Here is a 22,850-nt window from a genome sequence, read left to right as displayed (position 1 = left end):
AACGAATCGATTGAACATGAAGACGGAGAAAAAATGGCGGACTAAGGCTTGGTAGTCTCACTTGACTTGGAATTTTCCGTCCAGACAAGGCAGCTCCTAAAAGGTCTGAGGGATATTGATTGTTGGCTTGTTCAGGAAGTTACAAGTAATGACTGAACCTGAATTGGAGTATTAGTACTCGCCGTAGATAATTGGTTGAGTCTATTTTCAAGGAGAACCAGTGAGTTTCCACCCGCTATACAAGAGCAAAGAAATCCATCTTGGATCGCATGATTCGTTTGAGCCAACCCTCGGCGATGACGAACAAATCTTCACGATGGATATCGGCGACGGTATGGAACTCGGTTTCATGGTCGGAATGGCATCAACTGAAACCGACGTTCTCCGCGTCGGATTTCATGCAGCCAAGTCACCCCGCTACCCCCGATCCCACATGTTCTCGCCCGTCAACATGGCAAGAGAATCCGGTGACTCATACATTCTTTTCTCAGACCCGACTCTCACACTGAGCGACACCACCACCCTGTCCTGGTACCTCGGAACTCCCGATATTAACCCTGACGACTGGATGGAGTACTTCGTTCGACGCATGATGCAAGTGACCGGCGCGAAGTACCTGATCATTGAGGGATCGTCCGCTGGCGGATTCACAGCTATGCGTTTCGGCGCTCGCTTCAAATTCTCAGTCGCCGTACCTAAGATCCCCCAGACAGACCTATTCAGGTACCGCGAAGGGCCAATAGCAAACACCATGCGTGCTGCGGGTTGGACTGGGCTGGGGTATGACGGGGTGATGGCTGAATGCCCTCAGCGCTTCCGAATCGCAGATATCTATAACGACCCAAATTGGAACCGTGGAAACGTCGTGCAATACGTGCAGAACACCGGCGACGGGGAACACATGCGCGAGCACCTAACACCGTTCCTCGCTGAATCTGGTGCCAAGAATGAACATGTATTCTCGGCGTTCAAGGGCCAATTCGCGATTTCAAGGCCATTTACAGGCAGTGGACACGTGGCAGTCCCGGCCGACTATTGGATCGCGGAAGGCAAGTTTGGGTTGAGTAGGGTACGCAAAATGCGGGCACGCCCTGTTAACGAAGAATCATGGGTAAACCCCGAAGGATTCACAGTGCCCGCGAAAGTTCAGGAGGCGCGCAACGCCAACATTAGCGCTCACCTTCCTGGCAACCAAAATTGGTAATTTACTCCCCGCGCAAAAGTTTCATCACCTTAGCGGATTCAAACCAATCCTTACGCTCGTAAGGAGTGATCCCATTTAATGCTAGCGCGCTATACCACTGCGCTAGCACTGACGGGTCCACACCTGCGTATGCCTGCGGGTTGACGCGAAGCATGAACGATAGATCTATATCGGCTAGCGCTTCGATGACCTTCGCTGGAATCCCGCCCTTGTACGATGACGCGATATATTCACTGCCTAGCATTTTGGCGACATAAAGCGATGAGAGGTCGGTTGCGAAGGACACGCCCCACTCAACGTTCGTACTCCGGTTAGTCACCTCAGGCATTTTGGTGGGTAATCCAAGATCTTTTGAGATCGCCTCGACCATCTGATATTTGCGCTGGAACTTGTCCTCGTTCGGGAGCGCAACCGAAATGAGCGCATCAATCAGCAGCCCGGGATTATTTCGGGCAGCCACGTGAAGCGCACCAACTTCGGTGATACCAGCCACCGGGTTTTCTATCTTCATTCCGAGTGCGTTAGCTACCGGGATACCGCCTGTGCTCTGATCCAGAGGGTGTGAGAAGATCCTTGGTAGAGAACCAGCCAAGATCGAACCAAACGAGTATGACCCGAGTTGCAGTTCGTCTCGCAAGAGTATGGATCCGATACCCATGAACTGCCACGTGTATGTATTTAGCTTGAGCGCGGTCATATTGGTTCGGAAGGTGAGCGGATTGAACCGTTGGAAGAAATCTTTTTCACGGCTGAAACTTCCGCCGAAATCCAGCGAAATAAGGTGCGATTCACCGAGAATCTCTTTGGCAGCCAGCGAATCAAATCCGCCGGAGAAGTTCAGGCCCCGTTCGGTTCCTGGACGATGCCTAATGTCTAAGCCTGACTTGTGAGTGACCTTGGCTTTGAGCGACACTTCAAGATTGGCGACTTGGTTCTTACCGAGTGGAAGATCGATCTGGACTTCATGGAATGATTGCCCGCAAAGTGAAGCATAAGCAGCCGCAATAAGGTCCGTCGAGGGGGTGAAACTGTAGGGTAGTTGAATTCGAAACTGCTCGGTGGTTTCTCGGGTGACATTGCACCTGAGCCATCCGTCCGCTGAAACATCAATGTCAGTAAAAGCAATCTTCGTCATTTATGCATCCCTATTTTTCGTAGTCAAGTGACGATGATACTAGGGATTCTGGGTAGTCTTATAAATCACCGTAGATTTTGGACAGGAATGATCAGCCCAGCATAACGACGATTCAATAAATCGGGAGTTTGATTGATGCTTTCGACCTTGGACTCGATTTTTGAAGAGGATGACGAGTCTAACCCCGAATTCCAGAGGGTCACTCGAAAGCATGCTGCCTTGTTGATGGAGCTTGAAGCCTTGGATAACAATCCGGCCAATCCACTTAACCTGGTGCGAGAGGATATCGTGACAGATCTACTTGCCATGATTGAAGAAATGAAACGTCAGCACGACAAATCGCCATCGGTAGTTCTGAGCAGTTACCCCCCCCCGAAGCTCTTACGGAGGGCACAAAAATGCGCCCCTTGTGGGAGCTTAGTTTTCTTAGACTAGCTGAACTAGGACGCGGCCCAACCGTAATCCGGCGATCTCAGATGAATGTAGCTAGGTGATACCACCCATTCAGGATCCAGCGACGAACCATCGATGTATGTGATCGGTGCCGCGGTATCCAAGAAGCGCGATGCGCCACCCCGCAGCTCGGTTTCCAACCACCCGTTGTACTGATTTGGGGCCGCGGTTCAGCTGATGAATGGAAGGACATCTGCAATCGGGTACGTCCACATAGTTCCTTGGATGGAATGACGCCATCGAGGTTTTGCGATGAATGGGTTAAAGAGAATCAGTAAGCTATCGCATACTTGCTGGTCCGCTCGAAGGGTCCCAACCTAGTGGTCGGCAATTAACACGACGTCCAACAGTATGCATTGGATCACGAGTGCCGGATTCTCTCTTAATCTTAATTTTCAGTGAACAAAAAGTATCAGTTTTCGCATGAAATTCACCCAATGTTTCCCATCGGGAGGATTGCAAAGGTAACGGCATGGTGAATTCCCTATCTTGACAAGACGATGGATATACTTACCAAGTCAGCGCCGTCTAATTCTTTGGGAGTAGCCCCGTGTCACGCAGTTCTGCAATAAAATTAATCGCCAAGATCGCCCCACTCTTCGGTGGCATTCTTTTATTAGCTGGGGCTCTGGTTTCCTTTTTGAGCACTGAGGTATCTTTGCTGCTGCTGGGTCTTGGATCTTTGCTGGCGTGGGGCGCTGTGATTCTTCGGCAGAAGCAGTCTATTCATGACACTCGTACAGTGATCAGGCAAGAACTTAGAAATGTTAATCTCGGCTCGGCTCCTGTTGCCGACAAAGCAACCAATGAAGCTTCAAAGAGGCTTGTCGCTGTAGCGGAGAAAATCTCGCGAGAGCAAAGCCCAGTAGCTCGTGAACTTCACCTTAAAACGGTTGAGGAAATTCGTTTCTTGCAGGCGCAGATTTCTGAATTCATGAAGAAGAGCCACCGCGGATAGTCCGTTCATTCATCATTTGCAGTCGTTATTTGATGGGCTGATCAGACACTCAGGGAGTACACCGCATGAACGTTGTAACGATAGAACTTCTGAAAACGCAGGTAACTGTGTCAGGAGAAAAAGAAGTAGGCGAGCACGAGACCACACAGCCTGGGGCGTTGTCTTCAGCAGTCGTCGTGAAATCGATTCTGTCAACGGCAGACCTATCTGACGGTAACGAAGCTGGCCTGGAACTGAGGATGTCGGCTGATGAATATCGGCTTGTCCGCAATTCATCTTGGAATTCACGACATCGTTTCTTATCCTTGGAACTTTTCTTGCGTTCGGAATCTTGTGCGGTCGTTCAGGATACTTCGATAGAACCCAAAGCAGACACGCTGACAATCGCAGCAGAACCGAAACGGTCAGTCGATGATGCTGCGAAGAAGTACATCGTCGACCTGCGCTCGCTAATGCGAGCTAGAGAGTTTGTGACCTCGCGCAGAATGGACGTATATCGACCAATCGCAGATGCGCTGTATGCGGAGATCCGGGAATATATCTCTCAACTCTCAAAATATGAACGGACTCGTTTCAACGATCAGTTAGCTACTACACATAATCTTGATGTTGAATGGTCTCGGCTGCAGCAGAAACCGAATGCGCTTGCCGTGTTATATAACTTTTCGCCCTACACGGATACCGGAGCCGTTGTCGCCTCCAAGAGAATCCGAGCCAGTGGCGACTCTTACGATGTCATTGCTTGCAGTTTCGCACATCGTAAAAAAATTGATGGCACTATTGAACGAATTGCCGCACCTTACGTCTACAGCAAGTTTTTCCTACCTATGGTTCCTTCATGGGCAACCTGGAGTGCGTTCAAGGCTTATGCGATACGCGCCTCAAGAATGGCCCAAGACAAAATCAACGCAGGCAGCCAGTACGACTACTTTTACACGCGCGCCATGTGGGCACCTTCGCACTATGCAGGCGTGCTCATCAAGAAGCAAAATCCGACCCTTAAATGGGTAGCAGAATTTTCTGATCCACTATCGCTCGATGTCGAGGGACTGCCCCGTGGCGGTGCGCCGTTAGACGATGAATTTGTCAGGGAATTGACGGGACCTATAGAAGCCGAATTTGGCCTCATTTCAGAAGAAGAACGCACAATTTTCTCTCTTGCCGAGATCATCGTCTACGCGCATGCTGATGAAATAGTGTTCACAAATGACCACCAAAAAAGCATCATGTTGAGTCATATTTACAGCGAGAAGTTGAAGCAACGAGTCGCAGAAAAATCTACTGTTAGTAACCACCCAACGCTGCCGAATGAATTTTATGAGGCTGAAGTGGTGGACTACGAGGTTGATTCAAATCTCGTTAACCTAGCTTATTTTGGCGAGTTCTACGCCACGCGTGGATTGACCGAAGTTACTACCGCGATCCGGATGCTCCCTGAGAAATACCGTTCCATGGTCCATTTGCATGTATTCACAAACTATATTCCGGTTAGCGGTTCCGGAGCACGTCCTCGCGGTATGTCTGCGCAAGCCTATAACGACCTGGTAGATAGGGCCATTAGCGGGGTTGGAGCTCATGGAATTGAGCATCAAGTGACGTTGAACGGATCACTCCCATACCTGAAGTTCTTGGGGATTACGAAGAAGTTCGATTACCTGCTCGTAAATGATGCAAGGTCAGGTGAACACCATTCGGTTAATCCTTACCTGCCTTCGAAATGGAGTGACTATGCAGGCTCTGAATCTAAGTCATGGGCCTTCGTTGAAGACGGCAGTAGTCTCTCTTTGAAGCCGGCGACTGTGCAAACACCACTCGGTGACATTAGTGCAATTGCTGAGGGATTAATACGCATAATCGAAGAGAAGCTAGGCAACAAATAATGACGGTATCAACGCCAGGTACAGAGGGTCTCGAAGAAGTGCTGACAAAGATCGGCCGAGCTTCAACCCCGCAGGTTCCACAAAACACTCTTGGTTTATCTCTCTCCAGGCTAGTCGGCTCAGGCCTACCGATAGGAACAGAGAGTAAATTCTATGGCTTGTTGAGCTTTCAGCTAGCTGATGAATTGAAGTCTAATGGACTAGATTGCACAGTCGCGACACCTGGCTTGAGCCATCAAGTCCTGTCGAACTTGTATTCCGGAACCGTCCTAATTGACCGAGCAGCATTATCCGAGGGGCCATGGTTCGGAACTCTAACGGAAAGCGCAGCTAGCCTACGCGAAGAGGTCTACGAGCTATGCCGTACCGCACGACAGAACGGTATCCCGGTGTGGTTTCTGGACTGTCCCAGCATCGAGCATCCATTCTCTGTTATCCGTATCAAAAGCGCATGTGATGTGGTCTTCCCCTATAGCAATACGGAAGACTTTGACGAGGGAGCAAAAATCTCGCCGGAGTTTGATTGCATCATGCGCCACGTAAACGCACGGTTTGAGCTGGAGGACTAATAGTGAGTAACGAAGCTAACAATGTTGGCGTTCTTTCTGGCAAGACGATCTTGTGCGTGATTGACGAAGAATCAGCCAACCTAAACAATTATCGACGGCTTGTAGCGAAGCAAATTTCTGCTTTACGCTCCTTTGGCGCGGAGGTAGTAATATTGCATCCTGCCGGCCGGATTGAAGATTTCCCGATCGAATATCTTGATCTTGATGTCGAAGCACTCATTGACGCACCCATTGACGCGGACTCTGATAAAAATCGCGCACGTATGTTGGCGCAACGTGCGGTCCGTTACGGTGGACAAAGCCGGTATGACATCGTTCTTGGGTTCGGTTGGACGCTTTGCCGCGGCATTGCAGGTGGCCGCGCCATAGCCAATAAGTTCTGGGCATTCCTGGATGACTGTTCCGAAGAAATTGATCGCGCGGCATGGACCAATAAAACTGTTGTTGATGGGGTTTACCTCGGATCTCGCAAAGTCTTCGTTTTTAGCGAAGCAAAAAGATCAATTCTCGAGAATAGCTCTACGGCGGCAAATGGCAGGACCTACTTGCCAGTGCTTCTAGACGGCTTTACTGACTTGCCAGAGTTCGGTGATTCCTACGTGGATGCTAGTCACGCAACTGTCGTCTTTCCGGGGTTGATTCATCCCAAGTCGTACATTGGCCAGCTATCACAAGTGGCTGAGCTTTCAAAGCTTGGCGAATCTAGGCTCAACTTTGTTTTCCAAGACTCCTCTGAAGTTTGGGGCGAATTGCAAAATTCTCCGAGCACCGCGGTGGCCGCGGCGATCCCTGGCCTGATCTGTAGCGAGAAGATCCATGGTTCGGCAACAGATGTGACCTTAGGCCTGATTCCATCCGACGTTGCGGAGAAATGGCTGGCTGAGTTCCTAGTTTTCGACTACATGTCGAAAGGCATCGTACCGATTTCCGTAAATAACTTTTTGAATCATAGCGTCCGGGGAACCCTGTCAGAGATCTCACCTGCGGAGGAACTGCTCGATCTTGGAATAGATCCGGACCGAATCGACGCTTACAACGTGACCCTTGAATCCCGAGTAGCGGACACTCTTGGCACCCAAAAGGGGCAAACAGTTGCTGTCGACAAGACAAATATTGTGCTCGCTGGAGCCGATTATAAGTTCGCTGGCGACATAGTTGAACTACTCAACGAATCGGCAGATTTTACGCTTCGGATCGATCTTTGGAAGAACAACTCAACTCCAAACCCGGCACAGAGCAAGCCATTCGTGGAATGGGCAGATGTTGTTATCTGTGAATTCGCGAGCTTTAACGCCATCTGGTACGCGCAGAACAAGCGCGAAGGGCAGAAGCTAATTGTTCGGCTCCATGGTTACGAGCTACTTCAGCCGTGGATAGACCAGCTTGATATTGGGAACGTTGATCAAATTGTGTTTGTCTCCGAGTTCTACCGTCAGAAGGCAATTGAGACTAAAGGCTGGCCAGCCTCGAAGACATCGGTAATTTCGAACACGGTTGATTTCGGCGATCTCGCTCGTCCAAAGCTGGATGGTTCACAATTCCATCTTGGTATGGCTGGCTATGTACCAATTCTGAAGCGACCCGATCGTGCTCTCGACTTGCTAGAAGAACTCTTAGAGTATGACGATCGGTTCATCCTCCACATGCGTGGGCATGATCCATGGAATTATTCGTGGGAGTGGAAAAAACAAGCTCACCAGGCTGCATATCGCGATTTCTACGCACGCATTGCCGCCAACAAGAACCTTCGATCACACATTGCCTTCGAAGGTTTTGGTCCAGACATGGCTGGTTGGTTCAGGAAGATCGGCTGGATGCTTTCACCGAGCTACCGGGAGACCTTCCACCTTGCGCCGGTAGAAGGTATGGCTAGTGGTGCCCTTCCGATAATTTGGGATCGTGATGGAGCCACTGAAATCTACCCGAGTGACTTCGTCGTTTCCGGGGCCAAAGAAGCTGCCGCGCTAATTCTCAGAACTATTTCCGATGAGCAAACACACGCTGCTCGTACTCTGGAAGTCCAAGAATTCTCGACCCGCTATTCGCGTTCATTTGTTAAATCTAACTGGATCAGACTCATCCATGAATGCAAGCAGTCTGAGGAGGAACTTTCCAACTCGGTTACTACTTCGAACCATGATCTTGAAGCTCTGATTGAGCAGCATGAGTCAAGTAAATCTGCCGCGAGTCTTTTGAACGTGGTTTCTGAATCCTGGAAGGTACAGGACTACGCCACATCGATTTCATTGTTAGACGCGAATATGAAGTTGACCGCGAATGACACCGGCGAACTGAAGCAATGGGAACACTGGGTCCGTGGGGTCTTCCAAACCGCGATGAGTTTAGAGTCCTTATTGCTCAAGCGCGTTGCAGGCTGTGTCTATCAGGCTTCGCCTAATAGAGCAGTTATTGTTTCTGACCTGAAGACTTCAAAGAAGGACATTGCGCATCTCACTGATGGTCTTGCCCTCACTCATATCGGCATTGAGATCCCCATACCTGGGCGAGAAACTGATTCGCAAGCAGCTAGCGTTCTTGATAGTGGAATCTTTGACTACTCGATAATCTTCGATGGCTCGCTCAGAAGCAATTACTACCTTGCTCAGGCGGCTTCGGAGATCGCATCAATTTTCCGCAATACCGCGGCTTCCGTCGCCGTGGCAACCGGTGGAATGCTGGAGTCATTGGCTACCTTATTGGCGGCACGACGCGTCGGAATTCCATTCGTATGGCAACCGGCATCAAGCCGTCTTGCGGCAGAGTTCCTTTCCGTCTTTGACGAGATCCGCAACGATGATCCAGTACATGAGATTTATCAAGCCGTACTAGCGAATACAGACGCACTGTTGGATAACGGGAGTCGTGATTGTGTGACTGTCGCTCTGAGCACCGACTTGCCACTGCACACAGTATTGACCGAGGAGCTGGTTAAGCTTCTAACCGCCGACTCGGCGCACAGCGCTACCGCAAAGCCGGCAACGCTGACGGTCGCCTACGCTGGCGGGGGAGCTTCCTTAGCTTCGTTGTCAATGCTTGCACAAGTGACGGTATGCACCGTAGACAACGTCATTGACGTCTTAGACCAGGCACCGGATATCTTTGTCATTGACTACGCAGAAGTCGTTGACACGAATTCGGAGTTTGCAGCGTCGGCAGTGCTTTGTGCTCCTGCAAACCAGGCATTGGTGCAAAAGGCCATCATTCACGCACGACTGATGGGCGCGCGATCGATTTTCGTGTCGCGTACAGATCCCGGAACTCTCGCGAAGGGCAAGGAACTAGCGCGTAAATGTGATGTTCTAATATCCAGTGATAGGAAGTCACTGATTTCCTACATGCGACTGAACCCGAACTCCAATCAGGTTGCGGTTAACGCTTCAGCCACTATTCGCAATGAAATTGTTCCGCAAATCTCGCTCTCGCGTCTTGGCACGCTCACCGTCTGTGAAGAACCTAACGAATTCGCGGATTCGCTGGCAGCAGGATTAATCAATTCACGACCTGTGTTGGCCGGCTGGAAGACAGACAACCGGTGGTCTGATTCGAACCAGATCGGTGACAAAGATGCATTGCTACGTTACGAGCAGCATAGTGACGAGCGAGACGGAAACGAAGCGCTTTGGAACAATTGCTTTGAACTTAGCCAAGGCAGGACCGCACTAGACTTTGGTGTTTATATTCTCAGGGCAGCTGGGTTTGCGGTTTCGCATCCGCGGGGGATCGTGGCTGGCCAGCTATCGGTTAGCTCGTTGGGCCAAGCGTCATCAGATTTAGACTCGGATCCTTTACAGCCTGTCATCGACATTGATAGCAAAATTCTGCTTAAAGACCAACTGATTCGAGATGTGATTGCTACATACCGAGTTAGTGATGCCTCGCGTATTAGGGTTAGTCAGTCGGAAGCAGGGTTTTACGAGATTGAAATTGAGACTCAATACGGTGCAAAAGCTACCTGTATTCGTGCGCTTACTCCCGCACCGGTGAATGAACTAAAAACTGCTTCGCTCGCAGATTTTAGTAGTTCAGGAGTTTCTATTGTCGTGGCTACATATATGGGGGCTTCGAGACTTCCACGTCTCTTGGAATCCATTGTCGGACAGAAGCTACCTTCCTCCTTGATTGAACTAATCTTTGTTCCCAATGGACCAGATGATGGAACTGTCGCGCTGCTTACAGGATGGGCAAAGGAACATACAGATATACGAGTTAAAGTCCTCAGTTTAGAGTCCGCTGGCGTTGCGCTCGCACGTAACCATGGAATCGAACAAGCAACGAAAGACTTCGTGACTTTTGTTGATGATGACGACTATCTGGAACCGAACTTCCTACTCTCGCTATATTCGAGGGCAGAAAGCCATACTGTTGTCCTCGGTAGATTGTCAGACGTTGATGAAGAATCCGGGGCTATCAACCGAGATACTCCTACTACCAGGCGTGTGTCCGAGTTGGCAGGACGAGTACTACCGTTGACCCAAAGGGCAGGTGCACTGGGTATGAACGGTGCCAAGCTGATACCTACGTGGCTTGTCAAAGAATGCGAATACGATTCTTCGTTGCGCAGCGGTGAAGACGTGGCATTCATGGCCCAGTTGCTGAAGAAACCTGGAATGTTCGTCACCTCGGCTTCAGAGGTGGGCGAAGCAAGCTATATGCGGGTCATGCGCTTCAACTCTATCTCTCGTCGTGAAGAAACTTTCGACTTTATGGTGGTTGAGCGTTTGGAAGTTATGCGACTATTGCTCATGACTCGCGCGCAAAGTGAATACAAGGGTGGACAAGGTGCTATTGACTACCTTGCTAACGGACAGCTTGGCTTCCTCAAGCGCTTCATCACTGGGTCGAATTCACTTGCTGAACATGAACAAGTTTTGGCGACTATCAACGACATGGGACTCAGCACGGAGAAAGTTCTGCAGCCATTGATCCTTTCCATCCGTTCAATTTTGGCTAATCCTGAATCGGTCCAGGATGGGAAACTGATCGCGTTGCGCAAAAGTATCTAAGGTTGTCAGCAGATCCGCGTAACCGTTTGCGCCGGGCTGGCTAAATGAACCGGTCCGGCAACAAGGGTTATATGCCTTTAGAATGGTATACATTCGCCTCAATATTGAAAGACTCCGCATCTGGCTATGAACTTTAACTCGAATAATCTCCGTCGCGCTGCATGGCATTTTAAAAAAGGCGGGATCTCGCAGATGCTGGAATGGTACCGGCGCAAAGACTACGAGTCTCGGACCAGTGGGTATATCAAGAACCAAGGAAGTGACATTGAGACCAAGCTTGGTCTTCAACTTCCCCCAGTTTCCTACAGACCTTCTCCGCATACTGGAGCAACTCTAAAAGTTGCTGTCATCCTAGATGATTTCAGCTCAAAAGCATGGGGCCCAGAATGGGACTGCACATTCATCACCCCCGAAAACTGGCGTAAACATCTTGGCGTGACCGATTTTGATTTGCTCTTCGTTGAATCCGCATGGGCGGGCAACAATAAAGTCTGGCAGTACCATTTGACCGGAACCAGCGCACCTAGACCAGCACTAGTTGACATGGTCAATTCGTTTAAAGAGAAATCGATTCCTGCGGTTTTCTGGAATAAAGAAGACCCTCCTCACTTTGAAGATTTCTTGGATTGTGCGCGCCTGTTTGATTTTGTGTTCACCTCGGATGAGCGAAAAATCGTCGACTACGAGCGTGAATTAGGCCATGATCGAGTGGCCTCCCTGAGCTTCGCCGCTCAGCCCGCATTTCATAACCCGGTACGTCCGCTCAACCAAGAGCGACGCGACGTAGCTTTTGCGGGAATGTACTTCGCCCACAAATTCCCGGAACGTCGTGAGCAAATGGAAATTTTGCTCGGCGGTGCAATCGACGTGTCGCACAAACTCCCTCATGGAGTGGATATCTTCTCACGCCAGCAGGGGGGCGAAGAAAAGTATCAGTTCCCCGCTCCGTATGATCAGCATGTGGTTGGGTCCTTGGATTATGAGCAGATGCTTTCGGCGTACAAGTACTACAACGTTTTCCTAAACGTTAATTCAGTCGTTGATTCCCCGAGCATGTGTGCACGTCGTATTTTTGAGATCACAGCGGCCGGTAGCGCAGTGATATCGGCACCCAGCGCGGCAATTAGCAACTTCTTTGATTCATCAGAGGTTCTAGAAGTCTCAACACGTGGAGACGCTGCGAACGCGATTCGCAGTATCGTCCAGAGTCCAGAATTACGCGATCGTATGGTTCACCTTGGACAGCGTCGGATCTGGACGGAGCACACCTACGCACATCGCGCGCGTCAGGTTGAAGAGTTTGTCGGATTGCCACTGACGCCGTCGTCTGCTCATTCAATGGCCACGCGCCCGAAAGTCAGCGCAGTTGTCTCGACGATTCGCCCTCACCAGATTGACCATATTATTTCCACGGTTGGGTCCCAAGTCAAAGTTGATACCGAGCTAATTTTGGTGACGCACGGCTTCACCATTGACCACGAAGAGTTTGCGGTCAAGACTGCGAAAGCGAATGTTGCCGACTACAAGATTCTTGAGTTGTCTTCAGATCTATCACTGGGTGAATGCCTTAACGTTGCCGTCGCGGAGGCGAACGGTGACTTCATCACGAAAATGGATGACGATGACATCTACGGTGCGCACTATCTCTTTGATCAAGTTGCTGCGCTTCGTTACAGCGGCGCGTCTGTGGTCGGTAAACAAGCTCATTTCATGTACCTTTCCGATTCGGACGCGACGCTGTTGCGGTTTGCTGAGCGTGAGCACCGGTTTACTAATCTCGTCATGGGACCAACTATGCTTGGCCATGCGGAAGTCTTCAAGAAAACTCCTTTTGGCGCTCGTAGCAGGGGAGAAGATACGCAGTTCCTGCGTGACGTTATCGCCGGTGGTGGAACCATCTATTCAAGCGATCGGTTCAATTTCATGCAAATGCGTAGTGGTGATGGGAAAGCCCACACCTGGGGACTGAGCGACTCCGAACTCACTGCGACTGGTAGTATTCAATGGTTTGGGCGCAATGACAAGCACCTTTTCTTTTAGGGCTGGTCAGGTGCGAATTTATGTAAGAGGACCGAAGGACGCACAGTAAATGAAAATCATGTTGCTGACTCATTCGTTTTCTCCGGAGATTTCGCCACCGCAACGCCGTTGGTCTGTTATTGCTGATGAACTGGCCAAACTAGGCAATGAAATAACCGTCGTTACGCCGCAGCACAGGGGTAGCTCGGTGCACACCACGGCATCATTCGCTGACAACCGACGTGTAAGCGTCAAACGCTACCGATCACTGCGAAAATCAAAATCCATGGTTGGGAAAGTGATTAAACATGGTGTTGATGCCATGTTGAGTTTGCCTGCTGCATTAAGTGCAACGCGTCCCGATGTGGTGATTGCTACTGTGCCGGCATTGCCGACTCTGATAGTTGGCTACGTGGTCAGTAAAATTCGGCGTGTTCCATTTGTAGTTGACTTACGCGATGCTTGGCCCGATCTTTTGCGTGAGTCACAGGTTTTAAAATGGCGTTGGCTTGAACCTATGGTCTCTCATGCTTTGGCATATCTCGTGAAGCGAAGCGACTTGCTGGTGACTGTGACTCTCGGATTAGCAGTAAAAATGCGCCTAAACGGTGTCAATAACGTTGCGACGATTCCTAACGGTGTTGAAATTGAACGACCCGAAATAGAAATCCACAATGAGCCGCGAACTGGGACTCTGCGTGTACTTTATCTTGGAAACATAGGTCGCAGCCAAGGACTCGATACCCTTATACGAGCGGCAAAAGTTCTCGAAAATCAGATTTCCTTGAGAATCGTAGGCAACGGAACCGAGAAACGTCGTCTGGTTGAGCTTGCCAATGAGCTTGACGTGAAAGTTGATTTCCGTGAATCGGTGTATGGCGAGTTAGTGCTGGATAATTATGCTTGGGCCGATACCTGTATCGTCTCTTTGCGTCCAGACTGGCCAAGCTTTGACCACACCGTACCTTCCAAACTTTATGAACTACTGCATCTAGATCGGCACATCACCGGAATGGTGCGAGGTGAAGCTGCTGGAATTATCACAGCGGCCGAATGCGGAGAAGTTGTAGGGCAAAGCGTTCCAGAACTAACCGAATATCTGACGCACCTGGCAGCTAATCCAGACTTGCTCAATACCTATGAACATGGATCACGCTGGGTACGAAAAAATGCTTCACTGCGCGACGCAGCCAATACCTATGCCAAGCTTCTAAGCGACGTCGTTACCGGCGCAGACAAGCACTAGGACAATATTGTGAATACTCAGTTGTTTTCGAATCTGATGAACACCGCACTATTGGTTTTTTCGAACCTATCTGATGACCCAAGTTACTTTGCGCTTCAAGTTACGCGAAAGTTCAAAAACAATGGACCGGTTAGGGCGCTGAACAAGGTTCTTTGCTTGGGCAGAAGTAATATTCTCGCCTCAGCGATATCGGCGATGATTTCTGACGATTCGGTTCAATTGAAAGAAACCTGCCGGCGTTGGTTAGAGAACTCCAACTCAAAACGTGGCGCAGTGCTCCTGGCGAACCTTTGTATCGCCAGCGGCGAATGGGAGACCGCCTCGGATCTCTTGGGGCATTCGAACTCATCGCCAAATGCAATACGATCCCGCGCGCGATTGCAATGGGGCCTAGGCAATATGAGCGAGGCGATTACCCTCCTTGAACGCATTCGACCAGGTCGTCAGAAACGTCATTATGTTTCTGAACGCCAGGTCTATTTGGGTGCTGAACCTAAGCTGCCACCAACGAAACTTTCATCGTTCAAAGACGCCGGTACAGCAACTGTCGTCTTCTTAGCAACTAATTCGTTGCCCCACACTGGCAGTGGCTATGCGCAACGAACCCATTCCACGCTTTCGGCCCTTGCGGCGGAAGGATGGAACACGCGTGCTTGCACCAGGGTGAACTATCCATTAAATATTGGCGTCTTTAAAGCAAATGCAACGGATCAAGTTGGTTCTGTTGAATATGAGCGGCTGATCCCGCGACGGGCAAAACATGATTTGGCCGGGCGAATCCAGCAACAAGCCGAAGAACTGTTGGCCAAGGTGTTGCGCGATCGGCCACAAATACTTCACACCACCACCGATTTCTCTAATGCACTAGCGGTTAAGGCTGTCTCCGAAGCAACCGGAATTCCTTGGGTGTACGAAGTTAGAGGCCAGCTAGCAGATACTTGGTTGTCGACTCGTCCAGCGGAAGCGGAGAATTCTGAGCGCTATAAACTCTTCCGTGAGCGTGAATCTTATGTCGCCGCAAATGCAGATTACGTCATCACACTGGGCGATCAGATGAAAGATAACTTAACGGCTGGTGAACTGGAAGAAAATAAAATAGAAATTCTTCCTAATGGTATTGGCGAAGAATTCCTTAAAGCGCCGGTAAATCGCACCGCTGCTCGCCGTGAACTAGGTTTGGATGAACAGGCGTTCTATGTGGGAACTGTCAGTAGCCTAGTTCCCTATGAGGGGATCGATACTGTGCTTCGCGCAGTGGCGCGGCTGGGGCCCAACGCTGAGAAGGTAAAGGTACTTATTGTCGGCGACGGTACCGACAAGGAAAACTTGATCCGACTGGCAACGGAACTCGGCATCCAGAATTCTTGCGAATTCACTGGTCGAGTGCCTCGAGACAAGGCACATTTATATCATGCGTCTTTGAATTTGTTTGTCTTGCCACGTAAAGACAGTGCGGTGACGCGCGCCGTGACGCCATTGAAGCCGGTCGAAGCTCTTGCCTCGGAAGTGCCAGTTTTGGCCTCGGATTTGCCAGCGCTCAGGGAGCTGATCAAAGAGGATCTCACGGGTTACCTCGTCGATTCAAGTGACGTGGAGCAATGGGCGAGTGCTATCGCGACGCTGGCCAAGACACCTGAAAAGGTCGAATTGATGGGGAAGTCAGGTAGGGATTTTGTGCTCCGGACTCGCACCTGGTCCCAAAATGCCAAAAAGCTAGATCGCCTTTACCGGTTAGTAATAAATAAACCGATGTGATGCGTCTCCTTACCATCAGTTTTGATTTGGGATAGGGTTTACTGGTTACCTTGTGAAAACTAGCGGTATATGATCGTTCGTAAGCTCCAGATTTTCGAAACACACTCGTACCAGAAGGAAAGCCACTTTAGTGAACAGCATTAAAGAAGTTGCCGTCATCGGTTTGGGATACATCGGGTTGCCTACTGCCGCAATCCTCGCATCCAAGGGAATCATCGTTAAAGGCGTGGATGTCACTCCACGTACCGTCGAAGCGGTTAACAAAGGTGAAGTTCCATTTGTTGAACCAGCTCTGGGAGAATTTGTTGCAGCGGCTGTTGAAGCAGGAACGCTCAGCGCAAGCTTTGAAACGCCAGAAGCCGAAGCATATATCGTAGCGGTTCCTACCCCGTTCAACGCTGACTACACCGCCGACTTGTCTTACATCGAGGCTGCCGCTGATGGTATTGCTCCGAAGCTCAGGGGTGGAGAGCTTGTCATCTTGGAATCGACTTCCCCTCCGGGTGCAACTCAGCACATGGCAGACTACCTGCTCGCTAAGCGTCCGGATCTGACCACTGACAGTCTGCTGGTTGCCCACTGCCCGGAGCGCGTACTTCCTGGACATGTGATGGAAGAACTAGTGACCAACGACCGTATCGTTGGCGGGATTACACCTGAAGCCGCGGAGAAGGCCAAGGCGCTGTACGAGACTTTCTGCCAGGCTGCAATCCTGACCACGGACGCCAAGACCGCCGAAATGGCGAAGCTGGTTGAGAACTCCTACCGCGACGTGAACATTGCATTCGCGAACGAGCTTTCAGTGATCTCAGACCGTTTGGATATTGACGTTTGGGAATTGATTTCCCTAGCTAACCGTCACCCACGCGTGAACATCTTGCAGCCAGGCCCAGGCGTTGGCGGACACTGCATCGCAGTTGATCCTTGGTTCATAGTTTCGGCAGCCCCTGAAGAGTCGAACCTGATTCGCATGGCACGTAACACCAACGATGCTAAGCCAAACTGGGTTATTGAAAAGGTTGAGGCTGCTACCAAGCTCGATACTTTCAACGGCAAGGTTGCAGTCATGGGTCTTGCGTTCAAGGCAAATATTGACGACATGCGTGAGTCGCCATCCATCGAAATCGCTCGTAAGCTTGCACTGGCTAACTCAGTGGTTGAGTTCTTGGCCGTGGAACCTCACGTTGAGGCACTTCCGAAGAAGCTTGAAGGTATTTCAAACTTGGCTTTGACTCCAATGGATGAAGCCTTGGAAGCAGCCAACGTTGTGACCCTGCTGGTTGACCATGATCAGTTCAAGTCGGTCCCAGCAACCACCCTTGCTGGCAAGGAAGTCATTGACACTCGCGGTCTCTGGCGCTAACTGCTTTCCATCTGACAGGTATATTCAAATGAAAAAGATCATGCCGATCTATGGCACTCGTCCGGAGGCCATCAAGGTTGCTCCGATCGTCAAGGCCTTGAAAGAGGCTGAAATTTTTGACTGTGTGGTTGTCGTTACTGGACAACACCGCGAAATGCTGGATCAGGTCAACGAATTGTTCGGGATTACTCCGGATTATGACCTTGACGTGATTCAACCGCGTCAGACTCTCAACGGCTTGTTGACCAAGACCATTGCTGGTTTGGACGAAATTTTTGAAAAGGAAAAGCCGGACGCGGTTGTAGTCCAAGGTGATACCACAACTTCCACGGCTGGCGCTATTGCAGCGTTCTACCGTGGGATTCCAGTGGTGCACGCTGAGGCGGGTCTTCGTAGCTACGATATCTTCTCGCCTTTCCCGGAAGAAGCTAACCGCAAGCTGACCAGCCAGATTGCCAGCGTTCACCTCGCTCCAACCTCGTTGAGTAAGCGTAACCTTGAACGCGAAACCTTCGCCAGCAAGGACATTGTTATCACTGGTAACACCGTGATTGATGCCCTGTTGACCGTGGTCGAGAAGAAGGTTCCCTTCACTGATCCGCAACTGGAAGAACTCGTGAATTCGGGCAAGCGTATCGTCTTGGTGACTACGCACCGTCGCGAAAACCAGGGTGAGCCGATGCGCGGAATTGGACGTGCTCTGGCGCGCCTGTCCGTTGCCGAGCCAGATGTTCAGTTCATTCTGCCATTGCACCGAAACCCAGCAGTGCGTGAAGTATTACTGCCGATAATTGATGGAATCCAAAACATCACGCTGACCGAGCCATTGGCTTACGGCGAATTCACTCGCATCATTGACGCATCAACCTTGGTCTTGACCGACTCGGGTGGAGTGCAAGAAGAGGCCCCGAGCTTGGGAAAGCCTGTTCTAGTGATGCGATTGAATACCGAACGTCCAGAAGCCGTGACCGCAGGTACCGTGCGTCTTATTGGTACCGACGAACAACGAATCTTTGATTCTGTCTCGGAACTACTCAATGACTCCGCTGCGTATAACGAGATGGCGACGGCAGTTAACCCGTACGGTGACGGTAAGGCTTCAGAGCGTACCGTAGCAGCTATTGCTGAGCTTCTTGGCGTAGGACAGCGAATCGAAGAATTCGATTCGCGTCTGTCCGACGCCGATGACATGATGCGAGCAACCAGCATCTAAGCACCGGCAATTGAATAGAAGGAGCCGATTCCCAGCGAGTCGGTTCCTTCTTCTTTATGGGCGCCTTATGGACCCAGCGGGGGTGCGGACGGATTACCTGAACGATTCTGCGTAGGATCATATTATGATGAATCAAACCGCCATATTTATCGATGCAGGATTTCTCCTATCTCTCGGTGGGCACCGTGTCGCCGGGACAACACTGCGCTCCGCATTTACCACACACTATGAATCGCTGATACGAGGCATTGTTCAAACCGTCAAAAAAAATACGGGACTGAACAACCTTAGAGTTTATTGGTACGATGCTTCGCGAGATGGTCTATTTACTGAGCAACATAAACGTATTGGCCTAATATCAGGCGTTAAAGTTCGTCTTGGACGGATCTCGTACAACGGGGAGCAGAAGGGCGTTGACCTAAGGCTCGCCCTAGACCTAGTCGGGGTAGCTAGGCACGGAGCAGCGTCAGTTGCCTATCTAGTTTCAGGCGATGATGATCTAGCCGAGGCCGTTGAGGAAGCCCAAGATCTTGGAATGAAGGTAGTACTTTTAGGCGTTACCAAATCTGATTCCCGGTTGGGTGTGGCCTCTGTCGCTGAACACCTGGCGTTGACTGCAGATGCGATCGAAGTAATATCAGATCAACTACTTGATAGCTCGTTTACGCGTGTATTGGAATGGGATCGTGCCCATGTAGATCGAGTGGCATCAATAGCTGGTTCAGTTCCAAAGCCGGAAGTACCTGCCGAGCCCCAAAGCAACGTTCCCACGCCTGCCGTCATGGGGCAGCGTCGGAAAGGAAATTTCGAATCGCAGCAGGTGATTACCTATAGCGCTGAGGTCGTTTATTGTAGTGATAACGAACGTTCTGGATATCAAGGACAAGCTGCTGAGGACCAGCGGGAGCTTGAAACAGCTGCCGACATTGGTACCAAAGTGGCTACGACTTGGTTGTCGAGTATCACTCAGGGTGAGCTCGTTGAAATTATCGCGGATCGTCCGCAGCTACCACCTGAAATTGACCGCACCTTGCTTAGAGATAGTGCCCAAGCATTAGGGGAGTGGAAGACAGACAAGCAAACTATACGACGAGCATTACGGACGGCGTTCTGGAATGAAATTGATCGGCTCACCTAAGATGTCCGAATACTGTGCATTGGCGTATTTCGAAATATGAAAATAATACCGAATTTTATGCATCCATGGAGCAGAATTCCGCAGGATATACGGAGTTTGATCCTAAAGTGTGTACCCCAAAGCAGTGGATGCAGACGCTCGAATCTGAAGCTGCTTCCCGTGCGTTTGCTATGTTATTCATGAAATAGCTTCTCCTGTTAGTCGTTATTAATATAATAATCAGCAGGAGTTAATGACATCCGATGAATGCGTGAACGAGAAGTTAACTTCGAATCGTTCTTGCGTGTACTAGTGAGTGACGGATCCGGTAATGGTGCCTAAATGCCAATGGGCTAGGTACCCGATTACTGCCCTGAGGTGTGCTGTTAGGCGCAACGCAGGGCAGAGTATTTAGCGTTTGGAGTGCTCTTAAAGAATGAGCCAAAGCAATTGTGTTGAACGCACGTCTAATGACCCGGATCAGTTGGTACTTTGTCCAGAAGCAACGTGCCCAGGATAGAAGGTGCCTCGTACAACGCTAACCGTTGTGCGAGGCATTCTTAGATTCGTATATCTGTCGTGTAGTTAATTGCGCCATGCAGGTGGACCAATGATGAATCGATTTTTACCCGTCGCAGAACCAAGCGCACGGCACCATTGCTCCCATTCTAGCCGTGTGGTCGCACTCGTAAACGCTGGATCGAGGTCCTCGATGTCCAGAGTGCCAGCATCTGCCGCGAAGACAAAGCCATCACTAATATGTTCCTCCGATTTTCAGTTTGGGCCTTCATATAAGCATGTACCGATGGTCGAAGCCAGAAGACGTCGTTGCCGATTGATTTGGCTGGAACGCCGGCCTCGGACCTGTTTCGTGCCAAAGCCTTAGTAAGTACTTTTATCCACGCTTGAGCCTCTTCAATAGCTCTCGAAGCTCGGCAGAAACTTCAGCAGGTATCAACACATAATCACCATTGACTTGGATTTTCGCCGAACGAACGCCCTTCAAGTCGGTGATAATCCGCTTCAAACTCATCCCAGACAGCTCCTGCAAATGCCGGCCAATCGCCAACGCAGCAAACACCACGGTCAAATGAGCATCAATGGCGTCCTCATCCCGGTGGAACACCGGACGAGCGGAAAGGTCACTCTTGGTCATACGGAATGACGCTTCAACATGCCAGAGGTCATGATACGAATCAAGGACCTGCTGACCATTCATCACCAACTGCTCGATATTCGTGACGTAGCCCTTGAGCCCGGCCAACATACGGGCTCGCTCAATACGTGCCTCATCGACTTGAGGCTTCGTCCCGGTCGTTTTCACGAACCGTGCTTTACGCATCTGGCTTGTGCCTTCAGCAATGCCCATGGCACGGCGTTCCATGAGATTGATGTTCCGATTATCAGTGACGAAACGCTTCGCAGACCATTGATAAATCACTCGGCGTTCACGGCCTTTTGCACCGACTCCCATGACGCGCTTCGATTCCAGGATCTGCCCGTTGGCGAACCGGTTGCCTTTCGTGTCGAAATGTTCTTGCAAGTCATAAGGTGTTTTGGCCATACGCGAGCCAACAATGAATTTGAACCCAGCGTCTTCCAAAGCGGTCAGATTCGCGGCGGAGAGCATGCCAGCATCAGCGACGACCACCATGTCGGTGATACCGTGGCGCTCCTGAAACGCTTGGACCACCGGAACGATCGTGGTGGTCTCGGCCTTGTTCCCGGCAAACATATGCATTTCCAGCGGGAACCCGGCCGGGTCCACCAGAAGCCCGACTTGGATTTGCGGGTCCACCCGGTGTTCTTTGCTCATGCCGACTTTGCGGAGGTCATCTTCCTTTTTCGACTCAAAGTGAAGGGTGGTGACGTCATACATGATCATTGCTCCGAGCCCCACGGTCTGGGTTCGCTAGGCGATCATGGCTTTGGCCAGAGTGTCTTTGTAGTCCTTTTCGTGGCAGCGATGCAGGCTGCGAAAGAGGGTCCGCAAGGACGGGTGCGGTGCACAGATGTCATCGAGCACTCTGATGGTGTCTGCTTTGGATGTTGGCTCGATGAGCCTGGCGAGCACCATGGCGCGAAAGCCCTCGTAATCAAGGACTTCGAACCCAAGCCGGGCATAGGCTGCGGTGAGGATTTCCCATAGTTCGGTAGCTGGGGACGCAACGACTTTCGCGGTGCCTGTGGCGCCGGTTCGGGGTCTTCCGCGGTCAGGAATCATGTCGGGCATTGCGGCGTTCTTGGTCCAGTCAGCGACTTCGTCCAGGGATGGGGGTTCTTGTTCCACATCGCCGAAGTCAAAGGCTTGCTGCCCTGGATGCAAGCGTTGTTCGGCGGAGTGCAGCAGCAGTGCTAGTTCGGCGTCGGTGTTCGCTGAGCCGATGTGTTCCACGGAGGTGGTGGTGCGTCCGGTTTGGTCCACGATTTGCACGGCGACAGCGCCGGATGCGGTGCGGACCTTGCGGATGAATCGGGAACCCATGGGTTCAGGGTACCGGGAACCTATTTATTAGTAAGTATTTCGGTCAAGACGTGAAAACATAACATCAGGTCATGAACCTATTGAGGTTTTCTATCACAAACCGTGGCACGAAACAGGTCGGATGAATTTGAAGTTACCTTGCAAGTTGTTAGTGCTCTCGCGCCAAGAATACTTCCGGAACTAATCAGAGCACCCTTGAGCAACAGAACTTCCTCGCCCACCCAACAATGGTCACCGGCCCACACCGGATGGTTTGGATTGACGCGCTTATGTGTTGCCGTGGAATAGTCAAGATGAGGATCAGCGGTACTTGGTGCAATACGCTACTAAATCATCGCATCGCGACCATTGATCGTGTTCTCTCGTTTACTAGCCCAGATTTTTCATGAGGTCTCTGACGGCCGCCGAAATCCACGACCAAGGGATTCCCGGCGGCCGTTTCTGATTCCG

Annotated in this window: 13 protein-coding genes; 10 read left to right on the top strand and 3 right to left on the bottom strand. The window is 50.7% G+C overall.

Going from position 1 to position 22,850, the window contains the following annotated elements; all coding sequences use genetic code 11:
* The first annotated feature begins 220 nt into the window (after positions 1–220).
* Complete coding sequence (locus tag CQ017_RS17540; protein WP_105554786.1) at positions 221–1,204, top strand: hypothetical protein; 984 nt, start codon at positions 221–223, stop codon at positions 1,202–1,204.
* A 1-nt stretch (position 1,205) separates the two neighbouring features.
* Here the strand turns inward: CQ017_RS17540 and CQ017_RS17535 are convergent, their stop codons facing one another.
* Positions 1,206–2,339: a hypothetical protein gene (locus tag CQ017_RS17535; protein WP_105554785.1), complete on the bottom strand. Its 1,134-nt coding sequence runs from the start codon at positions 2,337–2,339 to the stop codon at positions 1,206–1,208.
* Positions 2,340–3,342: 1,003 nt separating this feature from the next.
* Here CQ017_RS17535 and CQ017_RS17525 point away from each other — a divergent pair.
* From CQ017_RS17525 to CQ017_RS17480, 9 genes are all read left to right on the top strand, one after another.
* Positions 3,343–3,750 (top strand): hypothetical protein, encoded by a 408-nt coding sequence (locus CQ017_RS17525; protein WP_105554783.1) that lies wholly within the window; start codon positions 3,343–3,345, stop codon positions 3,748–3,750.
* Between the two features lie 65 nt (positions 3,751–3,815).
* Complete coding sequence (locus tag CQ017_RS17520) at positions 3,816–5,630, top strand: hypothetical protein (RefSeq protein ID WP_146112531.1); 1,815 nt, start codon at positions 3,816–3,818, stop codon at positions 5,628–5,630.
* A gap of 571 nt (positions 5,631–6,201) precedes the next feature.
* Positions 6,202–11,202, top strand: coding sequence for a glycosyltransferase (locus tag CQ017_RS17510; RefSeq protein WP_105554780.1), 5,001 nt, complete (start codon positions 6,202–6,204; stop codon positions 11,200–11,202).
* Between the two features lie 126 nt (positions 11,203–11,328).
* Positions 11,329–13,242, top strand: coding sequence for a glycosyltransferase (locus tag CQ017_RS17505; protein ID WP_105554779.1), 1,914 nt, complete (start codon positions 11,329–11,331; stop codon positions 13,240–13,242).
* Between the two features lie 49 nt (positions 13,243–13,291).
* Positions 13,292–14,467, top strand: a complete 1,176-nt coding sequence (locus CQ017_RS17500) for a glycosyltransferase family 4 protein (RefSeq protein ID WP_105554778.1) — start codon at positions 13,292–13,294, stop codon at positions 14,465–14,467.
* Positions 14,468–14,476: 9 nt separating this feature from the next.
* Positions 14,477–16,222: a glycosyltransferase family 4 protein gene (locus CQ017_RS17495; RefSeq protein ID WP_146112530.1), complete on the top strand. Its 1,746-nt coding sequence runs from the start codon at positions 14,477–14,479 to the stop codon at positions 16,220–16,222.
* Positions 16,223–16,352: 130 nt separating this feature from the next.
* Positions 16,353–17,585 carry a UDP-N-acetyl-D-mannosamine dehydrogenase gene (wecC, locus tag CQ017_RS17490; protein ID WP_105554776.1) on the top strand — a complete coding sequence of 411 codons (1,233 nt, stop codon included), beginning with the start codon at positions 16,353–16,355 and terminating at the stop codon, positions 17,583–17,585.
* 28 nt (positions 17,586–17,613) lie between these two features.
* Positions 17,614–18,798, top strand: coding sequence for a non-hydrolyzing UDP-N-acetylglucosamine 2-epimerase (gene wecB / locus CQ017_RS17485; protein WP_105554775.1), 1,185 nt, complete (start codon positions 17,614–17,616; stop codon positions 18,796–18,798).
* A gap of 124 nt (positions 18,799–18,922) precedes the next feature.
* Complete coding sequence (locus CQ017_RS17480) at positions 18,923–19,936, top strand: NYN domain-containing protein (protein WP_105554774.1); 1,014 nt, start codon at positions 18,923–18,925, stop codon at positions 19,934–19,936.
* 874 nt (positions 19,937–20,810) lie between these two features.
* On the opposite strand, the gene CQ017_RS17475 is transcribed toward CQ017_RS17480, so the two are convergent.
* Positions 20,811–21,794 carry an IS1634 family transposase gene (locus tag CQ017_RS17475; protein WP_181150587.1) on the bottom strand — a complete coding sequence of 328 codons (984 nt, stop codon included), beginning with the start codon at positions 21,792–21,794 and terminating at the stop codon, positions 20,811–20,813.
* A gap of 33 nt (positions 21,795–21,827) precedes the next feature.
* Positions 21,828–22,400, bottom strand: coding sequence for a hypothetical protein (locus CQ017_RS17470; RefSeq protein ID WP_105554772.1), 573 nt, complete (start codon positions 22,398–22,400; stop codon positions 21,828–21,830).
* Between the last annotated feature and the right edge of the window lie 450 nt (positions 22,401–22,850).

The organism is Arthrobacter sp. MYb224 (assembly GCF_002975455.1).
Taxonomy (GTDB): Bacteria; Actinomycetota; Actinomycetes; order Actinomycetales; family Micrococcaceae; genus Glutamicibacter.
Note: the sequence above shows the minus strand (reverse complement) of the source record. Positions and strands in the feature narration are given on the sequence as shown.

Excerpts from the sequence above, each read along its gene's own strand:
- CQ017_RS17535 (WP_105554785.1), bottom strand. The coding sequence starts at position 2,339 with ATGACGAAGATTGCTTTTACTGACATTGATGTTTCAGCGGACGGATGG.
- CQ017_RS17520 (WP_146112531.1), top strand. The coding sequence starts at position 3,816 with ATGAACGTTGTAACGATAGAACTTCTGAAAACGCAGGTAACTGTGTCA.
- CQ017_RS17505 (WP_105554779.1), top strand. The coding sequence starts at position 11,329 with ATGAACTTTAACTCGAATAATCTCCGTCGCGCTGCATGGCATTTTAAA.
- CQ017_RS17500 (WP_105554778.1), top strand. The coding sequence starts at position 13,292 with ATGAAAATCATGTTGCTGACTCATTCGTTTTCTCCGGAGATTTCGCCA.
- wecB (WP_105554775.1), top strand. The coding sequence starts at position 17,614 with ATGAAAAAGATCATGCCGATCTATGGCACTCGTCCGGAGGCCATCAAG.
- CQ017_RS17480 (WP_105554774.1), top strand. The coding sequence starts at position 18,923 with ATGATGAATCAAACCGCCATATTTATCGATGCAGGATTTCTCCTATCT.
- CQ017_RS17475 (WP_181150587.1), bottom strand. The coding sequence starts at position 21,794 with ATGTATGACGTCACCACCCTTCACTTTGAGTCGAAAAAGGAAGATGAC.
- CQ017_RS17470 (WP_105554772.1), bottom strand. The coding sequence starts at position 22,400 with ATGGGTTCCCGATTCATCCGCAAGGTCCGCACCGCATCCGGCGCTGTC.